The organism is Metabacillus niabensis (assembly GCF_020524345.1).
Classification (GTDB): Bacteria; Bacillota; Bacilli; order Bacillales; family Bacillaceae; genus Metabacillus; species Metabacillus niabensis_B.
On the sequence record NZ_JAIVLH010000013.1, the window covers coordinates 147,526 to 162,155 of the forward strand.

A 14,630-nucleotide genomic window follows, 5' to 3' on the forward strand; every position below is an offset into this window, starting at 1 on the left:
TAAAAAATGTAAGGAATGCCAACAAAGAGATGAGTGTATCTAAAATAAGCTATAAGAATTCTTGTAGAATTTTACTTAGTATCAAAAACTGAGTAGTTCATAGAAAAGGAGCTTCCATAGAAGGGAAATTCGGAGTTCAAAAGGTTTCATGGTCTCTAACGAGCTAGGGGGGAGAGGTGTGTCTATGCAAGTAAATTAGCTTTAATAGCAGTCAAGATATGAATGGCAGTTTTAGTAGCGTAATAATAGGGAAAACCGCAATGGTTTTCCCTTCAAAGGTAGAATTCATTAAATTTAAGTATTGAATCTGAAATTTTGCCTTTAACTAAAATTGGCTAATTATAAACGGTATTTTATCACAAGCCTCGAAGCGTCACACAGTCCTCAAACACTTTAACGATTCATCCTTTAACAGAGTGCTGGTCAGTTCCCACCATCTGCTGCTTTGTTGTCGTTAACCCTTTATAAGCAACAGCTCCACCTATCGCACCGAAAATCGGTCCAATCACATAAATCGGGAACTGTGCCCAACTGATCGTACCACCTGCTAAACTATTCATCACATAGGGACCAAAAGTCCGAGCAGGGTTAAACGAAGCACCAGTTGCCCCAGCTGTAAACATGATAAGTCCGCCTACCGTCAATCCAATCACAAGTCCTGCCCAGTTTCCCGGGGCTTCTGAATCAACAGCAATCCCCATAATCACAAACATAAGGACAAATGCTGCGATCGCTTCCACAACCATGCCCTGTGCATAGCCCGTACTAGAACCAAGTGATGTTGCACCTAACCCTCCAAGGTGGATACCATCCATACCAAGAACAGCAACAATTGCCATTGCACCGATGATACCGCCAACGCACTGAGCAATGAGGTACGCGGGAACCTCTTTCCAAGCAAAGTGACCGGTGACTGCTAAACCAATTGTAACGGCAGGATTAATATGACATCCGGAGATTCTTCCAATTGTAAAAATCATCGCCATGACGACAATCGCAAAGGCAACACTTATCACGCCGATATCTGCAAGCGTCGTCGCCGCATTATTACTTGCTGTAATAACCCCATTAAACGCCGCTGTTCCAGCACCAATGAGTACGAGTAAAGCAGTTCCAATACCTTCAGCCACACATCGTTTGAACAGAACTGGGGGTTCCATGAGAGACCTCCTTTATTTTACAAGTCCATGAGGGTCTATGACATACTTTCTCGCTGCACCTTGGTCAAATTCTTGGTATCCTCTTGGCGCATCATCTAACGAAATAACCGTTGCATTTACAGCTTTCGCAATTTGTGCTTTTCCACTTAGGATCGCTGCCATTAAGTCACGGTGGTATTTCATCACAGGTGTTTGCCCAGTAACAAAGGTATGTGCTTTTGCCCAACCAAGGCCAAGACGCACCTTTAATGTTCCGATTTGTGCATCTTCATCAATTCCACCAGGATCCCCAGTCACATAAAGCCCTGGAATACCAAGTCTACCGCCAGCACGTGTTACGGTCATAATTGAATTAAGTACGGTTGCGGGCGCTTCGCCTGCATTTGCTCCATGTCCTGATGCTTCAAATCCCACACAGTCAACAGCACAATCGACTTCAGGAACCCCTAAAATTTGTTCGATTTGCTCACCAAGATCCGGATGGTCACGAAGGTTTACAGTTTCACATCCAAAGCTTTTTGCTTGTTGAAGACGCTCCGCGTTCAGGTCACCGACAATGACGACAGCGGCACCGAGTAATTGAGCTGAGTGCGCTGCTGCTAACCCAACCGGACCTGCTCCCGCAATATAAACCGTCGAACCTGGTTTGACTCCGGCACTGACAGCACCATGGTAACCTGTTGGAAATATATCTGAGAGCATGGTTAAATCTTTTATTTTTTCCATTGCCTGATCTTTATCTGGGAATTTTAATAACTGAAAATCAGCATACGGAACCATCACATATTCAGACTGACCTCCGACCCATCCGCCCATATCAACATAGCCATACGCTGAACCCGGACGATCAGGATTTACATTTTCACAAATATGAGTGTCACGCTCTTTACAACTACGACAGCGCCCACAAGCAATATTAAACGGCACAGATACGAGATCACCTTTTTTAATGAACTCAACATCACTTCCAACTTCAATGACTTCACCTGTAATTTCATGTCCAAGAATAAGTCCAGTTGGAGCGGTTGTTCTTCCGCGCACCATATGTTGATCGCTTCCACAAATGTTCGTTGTGACAACTTTTAAAATGACACCATGGTTACATTTACGACCAACATTCAGTGGATTAACACCTGGACCATCTCTTAACTCTAAATCAGGAAAACCTATGTCCTGTATTTCCACCTTACCTGGTTTTATATATGCGACTGCTCTGTTACCACTCATTTTGCAATTCCCCCTTAAGATAAATGTAAGGTAGTTCACTTTATATACTGCAAGAAGCGTGCCAAGTTCCAAAATTTTTATTTAGAGCCACTTTTTATAATGAACGGGTATTAACCTGTTTAATTTCTGAACAACAACTGTCCTATTTTAGGACAGTTGTTCGTTTATACTTGGAAATATTTACCCTAGTAGTATAATAGACTTAGAGAAACCGTTACTATTTAAAGGGGGACAAGCAAATGCTACAGGAGTACCTTGTCGAGCGGGTTGATATAATCGACCGTTCTTGGAAGCGTTGTCAAAACTTTGGACTTTCACCCTACGATCCTATGGACGACTCAATTTTAACCGGTAATGCCTTACAGGAGGTATTAACTGAAAATCAGTCGATGATTCGGCACACAACATTCATTTTAGAGACCCTTTATCCTGCCATTCACTCACACGAACTTGTCACGGTGATTGTTGATCGAAATGGAACGATTATTCACAAAATAGGCCATCTGGAACGTAATGAGACGATTGATTATTTGCCAGTTGGCTCCAATTGGTCTGAAAAAAGAAAAGGCACCAATGCGATGGGGCTCGCCATCTATGAAAAGAAACCAATCATTACGCATGCTGAGCACCATTTCTATGTGAAAAATCACTTCCTTACTTGTGCAGCAAGTCCCATTTATTCTCCAGCTGGTGAGTTAATTGGTGCGATTAATATTAGTGCAAAAAAAGAGATGTATCACCCTTTTATGATTTCCTTAACAACAATGATGGCCGAAAGTATACAGACCCGGCTACTTCTTGACCAGACGAAGCAAGAAAAAGTGTTAGCATTAAAAGAACTTGAGGTATCATCAAACTTATCAACGGTTCCGCTTCTTACCCTTGACCGTGAAAATATGATCATTCGCGCCAATCAAAAAGCCCGCTTAATGCTAGGAGAAGATTGCATAGGTGATGAGTTTCATGTCGCAAAAGGTTACTCGGTTGAGGTCATCTCTGATGAATCACAGAAAGTCTACAGCTCCGTCGTTTCTTTAAACAAAGCAAACAAGAAAGACGATTCGGCAAAAAAACTATACAGCACCTCGGATATCATTGGCTCTTGTCCTAAAATAGAAAAGGTTCGCAATATGATTAAAAAGGCGGCTGTTTTTGATTTCCCTGTCATTATTTACGGGAAAAGCGGGACAGGAAAGGAACTTATTGCACAATCATTACATAGCCACGGCACACGATTTGCGGAACCATTTGTTGCTGTTAATTGTAGCGCGATCCCAGAAAATCTTATCGAAAGTGAATTATTTGGTTACGAAAAGGGGGCATTTACAGGAGCGAATCACAAAGGCTCTCCAGGAAAATTTGAAGCAGCAAATGGGGGAACCATCTTTCTTGACGAAATTGGCGATATGTCCTTAAAGGCCCAGGCGGCTTTACTCCGTGTCTTACAAGAAAATATTGTGACACGAGTCGGTGGTGTCAAAGTCATCCCGATTAACACAAGGGTTATCGCGGCTACAAACAAAAACCTACGTGAAGAAATGAAAGCAGGGCGGTTTCGAGAGGACTTGTACTACCGGCTAAAAGGAATTTTTATTACCCTCCCGCCGCTGAAAGACAGAACAGACCTCCTTGAATTAGCTGAGCATTTCATTCACACATTAGACCATTCATCGGTCACGTTATCAGATGAAGCAAAGCAAAAAATCCTCGCTTATCATTGGCCAGGAAACATCAGAGAACTTAAAAGTGTCCTCATTCAAGCCTCCTTTTTGGCCGTAGGAAACGAGATTAAGGCGGGTGATTTACACTTTGAAGATTTGTATGAACAGGAAAATCAAGCATTAGCAAGTGTAGAAAAAAAATCGTCTTCACTCGGACAGACGGAAAAAGAGGCCATCACCCAAGCACTAACATCAGCTGGATGGAATATAAGTAAAGCTGCAAGGATGTTGGAGATTAGCCGGAATACGCTGTATCTTAAAATGAAGAAGTATGAGTTGTGAAGCAAGGGGAGACTGGTGAAATTGAAGAAAAAAAACTCTTAGAGGAAGAAGATGAAAGAGAGATTAGTTTGAAAGTTAGAGCTAATTCTTTGATAAGAGTAAGCTAATTTATATACAATATGTCTTGAACAAACTTGGTTTTTGTAATCTATGAAGAAGAGGATGATTTCAACATGAGTAATCATGAAGCTAAAAAACAAGATATCCTTGCTGCATACAATATTCGCCATGCAACTAAGGTATTTAACCCAACGAAGAAAATCTCTGAGGAAGATTTTAAGTTCATTTTAGAAACAGGCCGTTTGTCTCCAAGTTCGGTTGGATACGAGCCGTGGAAATTCCTTGTTGTACAAAATAAGGAGTTTCGTGAAAAGCTTAGAGAGGTTTCATGGGGTGCCCAAGGACAACTGCCGACTGCAAGCCATTTTGTTTTGATTCTTGCGCGTACAGATGTAAGGTATGATTCTGAGTATGTGCAGAAGTTGCAGAAGCACGTGAAGCAGATGCCTGATGATTTACTTGAGACATTGAAGCCTAGATATAGAAGCTTTCAAGAGGAAGATCAGCGTCTGTTTGAAAGCGACCGGGCATTGTTTGATTGGGCGAGCAAGCAAACATATATTGCACTGGGCAATATGATGACAGCTGCCTCTCAAATCGGCATTGACTCTTGTCCGATTGAAGGCTTTAGTTATGACAAAGTAAATGAGATTTTAGAGAAGGAAGGACTACTTGAAGATGGCAAGCTTGCCGTATCAGCTATGGTTGCCTTCGGCTATCGCGAAGAGGATCCGGTACGTCCGAAAACGCGTCGTGCTATGGAAGATGTTGTAGAGTGGATTAACTAACTTAATAATGATAAACATGAAGGAATTTTGCAAGTCTAACCTCAAAATGCATTCGCGTTTCTGAACGGATGCAGAAATTAGACCACGAATATTACAAGCAGTCTCCTAGACACGAGCAAGGCTAAATACCGGGCTCGTGTCTTTTTTTGCCTTTATCCATAATAAGGAAGAGCAAATCATAGCATATATTCTTCAGTTAAGTGCTTATATGCGATTGTAGAAAGCTATACTTCTCAGGTCGTAGTCAAGCATCAGACTTGGGAAGCTTAAAAAAAGGTGATATTTATTTTATAGTAAAAATATAGAATCATTTCAAAATGTTCAGATGATTAAATGGCCAAATTTAATGGGACCTTTTGTAAAAAAGCATACAGGAGGGAGGAAAAGAAAATGTTTTTGAAAATGGTTAAGAATGATTTTATTAGGAACAAAATGGTAACAACAGCAGTATTTGTCTTTATCACAATGGCTGTTATTTTGGCGGCAAGTGCTATTCATAACATGACAAATCTCATTCAGTCGATGTCCGAATTACAAGAACGTGCCATACCAGCAGACATAACGCAGATGCATTCAGGAGATTATGACCAGACAGAAATCAATCGATTTACAGAAGAACAGCGTGAGCATATAGCGATGCAGGAAACGATGGAGCTTCTGACTTTGGATGGACATACTATTCATTTAGGTAACAATCAAACGATGGCTGGAACGGTACAGGATATTTCATTTGTTGTACAAAATGAGAAATTTGATTTTATATTGGACCTGGATAATGAAAAGCTGGATGTAAAGGAAGGGTTCGTTGCGGTTCCTATTTATTTTATGGAACAGTATGACTTAGAAATAGGTGATACGATTAGGATCAAAAGTGGAAAGGACGAAAAATTGTTTGTCATTTCAGATTATGCAAGAGACTATGAAATGAACTCTTCTCTTACTTCTTCGAAACGGTTTGTGATCAATCAGAATGACTATGATGAAATGCTTGAAATCGAGGGGATGGAACTGGAATATCTCATCGAATTTAAGTTGAATGAAAATGGGGATACTGCTGCTGTTCAAACTGCTTATATCGAATCTGGTCTTCCGGCAAATGGGCCTACAGTAGGAGGAACTATTTTTCTACTATTTAATGCCATGTCAGATGCCGCAGTTGCAATGGTTATCATACTGATCAGTATTCTGTTGATTATTATTGCGTCGCTCTGTATCAGACTTACGTTTCTGGCAACAATTGATGAAGATATAAGAGAAATCGGTGTGATGAAAGCAATCGGACTATCCAAAAAAGATATAAAAAAGATTTATCTAAACAAATACAGAGTCATGTCAATAGCTGCCGGTATCATAGGCTATCTCATGTCATTTGCAGTGGTCAATCTATTTAACGGGAATATGAGACTTTACCTATCTTCAGATTTATCAGGCGACTTACAATATATCCCATCTCTTATTGCTCCGTTATTTGTCTACTTCATGATTGTGTTCTACTGCAAAAATGTCCTCAAAAGAATCGACAAGATTTCTGCGGTGGAAGCTTTAAGGAAAGATGCTTTGGAAAGCGGAAAGAACAGAAAATACAGTTTTCCACTGCTTCAGAACAAATTTTTCAGCACCAATATTTACATGGGACTGAGAGATGTATGGAAACGATTCAAATTATACAGGCTGCTGGTTGTTATTTTTATCGTATGTACATGTATCGTGATTCTTCCCCTAAATATGTTTAACACCTTGAATTCACCGGAATTTTCCACCTACATGGGAGTAGGGAAATCCGACATGCGAATCGATCTTCGAAAGACAGATACGATTACAGAAAATTTTGAAAATCTGCAGGACGAACTGAAGAATGATTCAGATGTTGAAAAACACGCTGCCTACATTACAAGCTCCTATCAGGTCAAAAATGCGGAAGGTACCTGGGACTATATGAATATTGAAACGGGTGATTTTTCCGTATTTCCATTAACCTATTTGGAAGGAAGAGCACCAGAGGGTGAAGGGGAGATCTCACTTTCCTATGCAAATGCGGGAAGTGATGGATTAAACAAGAAAGTGGGAGATGAAGTAGTCGTAAAGGCTGGCGAGACAGAAAAGACATTGAAAGTAACGGGCATTTATCAAGATATTACAAATGGCGGTAAAACAGCAAAGGGTCATACGAGTCTTGGCGTAAATGAAGAGGCTGTTCTTTGGTATATTGTGAGCCTAAATTTGGCTCCTGGTGTTGATAAACTTGAGAAAATGGACTACTACAAGAATGCTTATAGCTCGGCTCAGGTAAATGATATCAGTGAATATACACAGCAAACGCTTGGACATATCATCGAGCAGATGGGTACCGTAGTGATAGGGGGAATCGCCATCGCGATTATCATAGCTGTCTTCATCACAGCATTATTCCTTCGGATGCTCTTATCAAAAGATATGTCGCAGAACACCATTATGCGAAGTGTCGGATTAACATCAAAGCAAATTAGTTATCAATATATGGCCGGAACAATGATGGTCCTGATAGTGGGAATCATACTTGGCGTGCTGATGTCGAATGTAGTAGGGGAGTTTCTGGTCAGTATGGCCATGTCCTATATGGGAGCGGCAAAAATTGAATTTGTCCATATTATATGGGAGACTTGGCTGCTTTGTCCGTTAGCGCTGATTTTATTCGTTGGTTTGACGATATTTATGTCATGTAAGATACACGTAAAAGATGATATATCTCTCGCTTTAAGAAGATAACAGGACTAACCATGCTACTGGTAAAGACGGCATTTCTGGAGAACCAGAAGAAATCTCCTGTGTATTGATACCAACTGTTTTACCCTGAAAAAACATCCCGGAATCCTCTGAGGAAATAGACTTTGATCTTCATATTTTGCATGGGAGGAATATCGATGAGCCATATAGTAGAAGCAAGAAGGATGAACAAAAAAGTAGCATTAGGGAAAGATCATGAACTTCATATTTTGAAGGATATCAACCTGGATATAGAAGAAGGTGAATTCATATCGGTTATGGGACCATCCGGAAGCGGGAAATCCACATTGCTTTATAATGTAAGCGGAATGGATCGAATGTCTTCCGGCAGTGTGACATTTAACGGCAGGGAAATCAGCAGCATGAAGGAAGAAGAACTTGCACAGCTTCGTTTGAAGAACATGGGATTTATCTTTCAAGATATTAATTTATTGAAAAATCTATCATTAATTGACAATGTGATGTTTCCTGCTCTTGTATCAAAAGAGGCGGATAAACATGCTGTCTATCAAAAAGCAAAAAAGCTGATGAAAATGACGGGAATTGAAAAGCTTGCTGATCATCAAATCACTCAAGGTTCAGGCGGGCAGCTGCAGAGAGTGGCGATCTGCAGAGCATTGATCAATGATCCGGATATCCTATTTGGAGACGAACCAACCGGAGCATTAGATTCCAAAGCCTCCGCAGACATTATGGCCATTCTGGCAGAGATTAATAGGAAAGGGACAACCATCATGCTCGTTACGCATGATGTTAAGGTGGCAGCCAAAACGGAAAGAGTATTGTTTATGGTAGATGGAACTATTGTTGCACAAAAGAAAATGCGTAAATACGATCCGCAGCTTGGTGATGTAAAGAGAAGAGAAGAAACTATTATGAAGTGGTTAGTGGAAAATGGTTTTTAATTTTTGGTTCCATTCGCATAAAGCATATGGGGAATTTATCAGACTTCTAATATAGACAATCAAGTAAAACATATTTTTAGTGAAAAATCTTACATCTTTACCTGTTGTTTTTAAAATTTATTTTAGACCATCGTTGTAGAACGAGTGTTCTGTTATATGTTATAATATACTTGCAATAGCAAGGTAAACTCAAGGGTGGTCAGCGTTACCCCGGATTGAAAGGGGCTGATGCTTATGTTGACAATATTTCAAACGTTAATACTGATGATTGCATTTGCAAGTTTGGTGTTGTCAATCATATCTTTTAGAGATAAAGAAAACTCGCCGAATGGCGAGCCTTAAAAGGCGAGGCGTGGTGCGTAGTTGCCCTTATACTTTAGACTTAAAATTGGACTCTACATCGAGTCATCTTCTAACGGCCAATTTATCTATTTTAAACGTACAAAAAAAAACCCACCCTTGAGCTTTTGCACGGCGATAGGGTGAGTAATCTTCCAAAATCGCTGATTCCCCTTGGTGGGAATCTAGCTATTGTATGACTGTTTGGTGTTCGAGCACCGAACAGTCATTTTTAGTTTTGCAAATTACTACTATTATTATAACCAAAGATATTTATGTTGGAAAGTCATTTGTAAGATATGATATGAAATAAACTCAATTGATTAGATGGTAATTCGGAATAATGAATTTCCAATTAGAAAAAGGAAAAGGAAGAAATAGGTTTTGTCAGTTAATTAATGAATTCTAGGACAGACCAAATATGATTGCTCTTAAACGATAGAGTGTGTTTGATTTGGTATAAAAAGGATTTAGCGCTTCTTTGTATATAAAAAATGGCAATGCTTGAAAAAACATTGACATTTTATTAAGTAATTCAGTTGCTTATTTCTTAGAAATCCAAACACTCTTAACTTCCGTGTAGTTGTTTAATGCGTAAGATCCCATTTCACGGCCGATACCCGATTGTTTGTAACCGCCAAATGGTGATGCAGCATCATAGACATTGTAGCAGTTTACCCATACAGTTCCTGTACGAAGGTTTTCCGCAATATAGTGGGCTTTTGCCACATCCCGTGTCCAAACCCCGGCAGCTAATCCATATTCACTATTATTTGCACGAGCAATCAGATCGTCTATATCATCATAAGGCATAGCTGAAATGACTGGACCAAAAATTTCTTCTTTCGCAATCGTCATGTCATCATTCACATTTGCGAAAATAGTAGGAGATACGAAGTAACATTCTTTATACGGTTTTGAACCACCTACTAATAGTTCAGCACCTTCATTTACACCTTTATCAATATAGCCTAATACCCGATTTTGTTGTTCTGTCGAAACAAGTGGACCAATTTCTGTATCTTCGTGGATTCCCGATCCTTGTTTGATTTTTTCTGCGTGACTTACCATGTCTGCCACGACATTATCGAATTGTTCTTTTGAACGAACACACGGGATCCAGCACAACAAACCTGCCCCTGGTTAAACATAACCCCGTTTAATGCGATCAGCATCAGGTAAAAATGATGTTCGGAGATTTTCCGTCTAATTCAAGCGTGACACGTTTTAACGTTTTCGCAGCCTTCCCCATAATGAGCTTTCCAACTTCAGTTGATGTGATGGACGCCATAAAAGTAGAACATATAATAAAGAGTTTGCAGAAGAACTTCCTAAGGATACCATCATCTTAACAGCTGGTTGTGCAAATATAGATACAACAAGCTTGATTTGGGTGATATCAATGGTATTCCAAGAGTCCTTGATGCTGGTCAATGTAATGATTCTTATTCACTTGTTATGACAGCATTAAAACTAAAGGATGCCTTTGGTTTGGAGAGTGTTAACGATCTTCCATTGTCTTATAATATCGCCTGGTATGAGCAAATAGCCGTCATCGTATTTTTATCAATCCTTTATCTAGGTGTGAAAAACATTTATGTTGGGCCGACATTACCAGCATTTCTATCACCAAATGTCACAAACTTCTTAGTAGAAAACTTTGGTGTAGGAAGCATTACGAATACAAAAGATGATTTGGATATGTTTATGAACGTTGGTGTGAACTAAATTTATAGAGAACTAGTGCTTGATATTTCACTTCGTTTTTCGTAGGAAGAGCGAAGTGTTTTTTTGCTATAAAAAGAACAACATATTTTAGGACACATATCGAAAAGTTCTAGATTTGTTTTACTTATACAAACAAATCTTTATATGACCAAACTGATCTTCAGTCACAAGGGTAATATCATCAAGAGGCACATTTTCTTTTTTTTGATCATGCAGCCATTGGGGATCTCTCCCTAAATATTCAATAAAAGTAGTTCATGTTTCCTTGTTATTGAGTTGTCCAGGTTTTACCCCCTTTGGAAATCAAACCAATTTCTTCGTTAACTAATTTGAAAAATAAGATTGAATACACACAGAAAATAAAATTGTTGAAAGTGAGAAGGGTGAAATTTTTAGAAGATTTACTCATCATCAAGTTACTATCTCAAGTTATTAACATCATAATATGAGGGGGGGTTATGTGAATGGATACGATCATTTTTGATGTCGATGATACGCGCTATGTTAGGGTCAATCGTGAATGACAGCAGCATTTGGGAGATCAAGAGGCTGCTTAAAGGAAGAAAAAAGACAAAACATCATTCAAATTCCATTTTTCTCAATTTCACGTTTTGCTCGTATAAATGCAATAAAATGATAAAGTTCTTCAGGAGACAAGATTTTTTCATCGATTGCCAGCTGAATGTTAGCCAACTGAGTTTGATCTGTTAATTCCACAGGGGAATTTTCCTTCACTTGTAGTGGGGGAAAGTGTTGATCATCTGTTTTTTCTAATAAATAGTCAACGGATGTTTTAAATAATTCTGCAATCTTTTTTGTCGTATCAAGTGATGGCTCGCGATAACCAGACTCGTATCCTGCATATGTACTTTTGGCAATTTCTAGCTGGTCGGCTATATATTGCATTGACCACTTTCTACTTTTTCGTAATTCAGCTAATCGATTTAACATTTTTCATATCCTCCAAAATAATTCCCTTTATTATAACATTATTTATAATAAGCTTGCATGTGTAAAACATAAAATGTTCGCGAATTGAATAAAAACTCTTGTAATTTTCCTGATAATTCTCTAGAATTTAATTACAAGTTCTCGAAGCGCGAATTTTTGCTTTGGAATGTTTAATTGGAAGCGAATTCAAAAAAGAGTTTCTTTAGCTTCATAAGATTATTTATTTACATAATCTTAGACATAAAAAAGTTAACATTATTCGTTTTTATACCTAGAAAACAATCTAGTAATCTTAGTTTACTCTAAAACTGCCTTATGTTCTTTGCTTCAAGAAAAAGTAAAGATAATGAATACCTCGAAAAAGTAATTATATGTGATAAAATACAGGAAAAAAAGGTCTTTTAGAAGGAGGAGTGCATATGAAAAAAATCCTATTGTTAACTACTGGAGGTTCTATTGCATCTGTATTAGGGAAAGAGGGTTTATATCCAGAAATCCCTGCTGAGGAAATTGCCAGTTATTTACCTGAACAACATATTAGATATAAAGTAGAATGTAAAAACCTAATGAATATTGACAGTACGAATATGCAACCAGAATCTTGGGTTAAAGTAGCAGAAGCTGTTAATGAACATTATGATAAGTATGATGGATTTGTTATCACGCATGGAACAGATACTATGGCATATACGTCAGCAGCCATTTCGTACATGCTACAAAATCTTGCGAAGCCAGTTGTGATAACAGGTTCTCAAATTCCAATTAATTATAAGCGTACAGATGCTAAGAAAAATATTAGTGATGCTGTTCGGTTTGCGTGTGAAGATATTGGTGGTGTTTTTACTGTTTTTAATGGACTGGTGATTATCGGGACAAGAACAGTCAAATTAAGGACGAAAAGCTATGATGCTTTTGAAAGCATTAATTTCCCCTATATTGCTCGTGTGAATCATTCTGAAGTTACATATCAAATGAAAATTCCTACAACAAAAGGTAAGAGAATGAAATTTAACTCTTCTATCTGTCCAGATGTCTTTTTGTTAAAGCTGCATCCTGGAACGAAACCTGAACTTTTTGACTATATAAAGAACTTATACAAAGGTGTCGTTATTGAAAGTTTTGGAACCGGGGGAATCCCTTTTCAAGAGAGAAGTCTAGTTGAGAAAATACATGAACTGATTGCATCTGGTATTACAATGGTGTTTACAACCCAAGTACTTGAAGAAGGTGAGGACCTAGGGCTTTACCAAGTTGGCAGGAAAGTGTCTGATAACATGATCATTCGTACACGGGATATGAATACTGAAGCAATTATTCCAAAATTAATGTGGGCACTAGGCCAGTCAAACGATACTGAAATGGTGAAGAACATCATGGCAAAACCTATTGCTTATGACATTACACCACATAATATGAAAAAATAACGATTCTTTAGATCTTAAAACAAGAGGGGCTAGTTCCTTTGGCTTCAAAGTGTTCTTCCTCTCAAAATGTATTTCTAAAATGATTGAAAAATTGGATATCTATGTCCTTTTGTTCGCGAATCGCAAACAAAAATGTTTGTTTTTACTAAAAGTTCTCAATACGAGTCCGATAACAATCCTTTAAATGGTTATGACTCACAGGGAAAAGAAATTACTTATGTAAGAGGTGGAATTATGAAAAGAATTCTTTTATTAACTACTGGTGGTACAATAGCTTCAGTTGAAGGTGAAAATGGTCTCACACCAGGAATATCAGATCAAGATATCATTGGTTATTTACCGGAATATAAAGAGGAATTATTGCTTCACAGTATGGTGTTGATGAATGTGGATAGTACAAATATGCAGCCTGAATACTGGGTGGAAATTGCACAAACTATTTATAACAAATATGACCAGTATGATGGGTTTGTTATTACCCATGGAACGGATACGTTAGGTTATACTTCATCAGCACTCTCCTATATACTACAAAATCTAGCAAAGCCAGTAATCGTAACGGGATCTATGGTTCCTATTAGTTATGGGGAAACCGATGCAAGGAAAAATATGATGAATGCAATTAGGTTTGCTTGTGAGAGTATTAGTGGAGTTTATGTTGTTTTTGATGGAAAGGTGATTAGTGGCACTCGAGCGGTCAAAGTAAAATCAAAAAGTAATAACGCTTTCAAGAGTATTAACTGTCCTTACATCGCTCGTTTAGAGGGTTCAGAGGTTACCTATTTAGGGAATACCCCGGTAAAACAGAACGGTTTATTAAAATTAGATACCTCCATTTGTAGTAATGTCCTTTTACTGAAGCTTTTTCCAGGAATAACCCCAGATATTTTCGATTATATTAAACACTCTTATCGAGGTGTAGTAATAGAAAGTTACGGAAATGGCGGGATTCCATTTGAAAAGAGAAATTTACTTCCAAAAATAAATGAACTAATAGAAGCTGGGGTTGCAGTAGTGATTACAACTCAGTGCCTTGAGGAAGGGACCGACTTACAAAGGTATGAAGTTGGAAGAAAGATATCCAAAAAACTCATTATTTCTTCAAGAGATATGAACACAGAAGCTATTGTCCCTAAATTAATGTGGGCATTAGGTAAGACAAGTAATTTGGAACAAGTGAAAAAAATAATGGAAACACCTGTAGCAAATGATTTGCAAATTCAGGAAAATAATTGGGTAGTTTTATAAAAAGGTAAAAATATGATTTTATTATTCAATTAGT

At 38.3% G+C, this 14,630-nt stretch carries 9 protein-coding genes and 2 pseudogenes; 7 read left to right on the forward strand and 4 right to left on the reverse strand.

Going from position 1 to position 14,630, the window contains the following annotated elements:
- Nucleotides 1–401: 401 nt before the first annotated feature.
- Together LC095_RS15470 and fdhA are read right to left on the reverse strand one after the other, a co-directional pair.
- Nucleotides 402–1,160, reverse strand: a complete 759-nt coding sequence (locus LC095_RS15470; RefSeq protein WP_226529003.1) for an MIP/aquaporin family protein — start codon at nt 1,158–1,160, stop codon at nt 402–404.
- Between the two features lie 12 nt (nt 1,161–1,172).
- Nucleotides 1,173–2,387, reverse strand: coding sequence for a formaldehyde dehydrogenase, glutathione-independent (fdhA, locus tag LC095_RS15475; protein ID WP_226529004.1), 1,215 nt, complete (start codon nt 2,385–2,387; stop codon nt 1,173–1,175).
- Between the two features lie 329 nt (nt 2,388–2,716).
- On the opposite strand from fdhA, the gene LC095_RS15480 reads away from it, so the two are divergent.
- The 4 genes from LC095_RS15480 to LC095_RS15495 all read left to right on the forward strand — a co-directional run bounded on the left by LC095_RS15480 (nt 2,717) and on the right by LC095_RS15495 (nt 8,906).
- Entirely contained in the window at nt 2,717–4,390 is a 1,674-nt protein-coding gene (locus tag LC095_RS15480) for a sigma-54-dependent Fis family transcriptional regulator (RefSeq protein ID WP_226529005.1), read from the forward strand.
- A 173-nt stretch (nt 4,391–4,563) separates the two neighbouring features.
- Entirely contained in the window at nt 4,564–5,238 is a 675-nt protein-coding gene (locus LC095_RS15485; RefSeq protein WP_226529006.1) for an NAD(P)H-dependent oxidoreductase, read from the forward strand.
- Between the two features lie 402 nt (nt 5,239–5,640).
- Nucleotides 5,641–7,983, forward strand: a complete 2,343-nt coding sequence (locus LC095_RS15490; protein WP_226529007.1) for an FtsX-like permease family protein — start codon at nt 5,641–5,643, stop codon at nt 7,981–7,983.
- A gap of 155 nt (nt 7,984–8,138) precedes the next feature.
- Nucleotides 8,139–8,906 (forward strand): ABC transporter ATP-binding protein, encoded by a 768-nt coding sequence (locus LC095_RS15495; protein WP_226529008.1) that lies wholly within the window; start codon nt 8,139–8,141, stop codon nt 8,904–8,906.
- Nucleotides 8,907–9,788: 882 nt separating this feature from the next.
- Here the strand turns inward: LC095_RS15495 and LC095_RS15500 are convergent.
- Nucleotides 9,789–10,521, reverse strand: a pseudogene (locus LC095_RS15500) (aldehyde dehydrogenase family protein); the annotation flags it as partial.
- Here LC095_RS15500 and LC095_RS15505 point away from each other — a divergent pair.
- Nucleotides 10,522–10,973: pseudogene (locus LC095_RS15505) on the forward strand (hydroxylamine reductase); the annotation flags it as partial.
- A 582-nt stretch (nt 10,974–11,555) separates the two neighbouring features.
- On the opposite strand, the gene LC095_RS15510 reads toward LC095_RS15505, so the two are convergent.
- Complete coding sequence (locus tag LC095_RS15510) at nt 11,556–11,924, reverse strand: helix-turn-helix domain-containing protein (RefSeq protein WP_226529009.1); 369 nt, start codon at nt 11,922–11,924, stop codon at nt 11,556–11,558.
- A gap of 419 nt (nt 11,925–12,343) precedes the next feature.
- Here LC095_RS15510 and LC095_RS15515 point away from each other — a divergent pair, with 419 nt between their 5' ends.
- Nucleotides 12,344–13,348, forward strand: coding sequence for an asparaginase (locus LC095_RS15515; RefSeq protein ID WP_226529010.1), 1,005 nt, complete (start codon nt 12,344–12,346; stop codon nt 13,346–13,348).
- A gap of 234 nt (nt 13,349–13,582) precedes the next feature.
- Nucleotides 13,583–14,596 carry an asparaginase gene (locus LC095_RS15520; RefSeq protein ID WP_226529011.1) on the forward strand — a complete coding sequence of 338 codons (1,014 nt, stop codon included), beginning with the start codon at nt 13,583–13,585 and terminating at the stop codon, nt 14,594–14,596.
- Nucleotides 14,597–14,630 lie beyond the last annotated feature (34 nt).

Bases quoted from the DNA above. Each gene is read 5' to 3' on its own strand.
- LC095_RS15495 (WP_226529008.1), top strand. From the start codon at position 8,139: ATGAGCCATATAGTAGAAGCAAGAAGGATGAACAAAAAAGTAGCATTA.
- LC095_RS15520 (WP_226529011.1), top strand. From the start codon at position 13,583: ATGAAAAGAATTCTTTTATTAACTACTGGTGGTACAATAGCTTCAGTT.
- LC095_RS15480 (WP_226529005.1), top strand. From the start codon at position 2,717: ATGGACGACTCAATTTTAACCGGTAATGCCTTACAGGAGGTATTAACT.
- LC095_RS15470 (WP_226529003.1), bottom strand. From the start codon at position 1,160: ATGGAACCCCCAGTTCTGTTCAAACGATGTGTGGCTGAAGGTATTGGA.
- fdhA (WP_226529004.1), bottom strand. From the start codon at position 2,387: ATGAGTGGTAACAGAGCAGTCGCATATATAAAACCAGGTAAGGTGGAA.
- LC095_RS15490 (WP_226529007.1), top strand. From the start codon at position 5,641: ATGGTTAAGAATGATTTTATTAGGAACAAAATGGTAACAACAGCAGTA.
- LC095_RS15515 (WP_226529010.1), top strand. From the start codon at position 12,344: ATGAAAAAAATCCTATTGTTAACTACTGGAGGTTCTATTGCATCTGTA.
- LC095_RS15510 (WP_226529009.1), bottom strand. From the start codon at position 11,924: ATGTTAAATCGATTAGCTGAATTACGAAAAAGTAGAAAGTGGTCAATG.
- LC095_RS15485 (WP_226529006.1), top strand. From the start codon at position 4,564: ATGAGTAATCATGAAGCTAAAAAACAAGATATCCTTGCTGCATACAAT.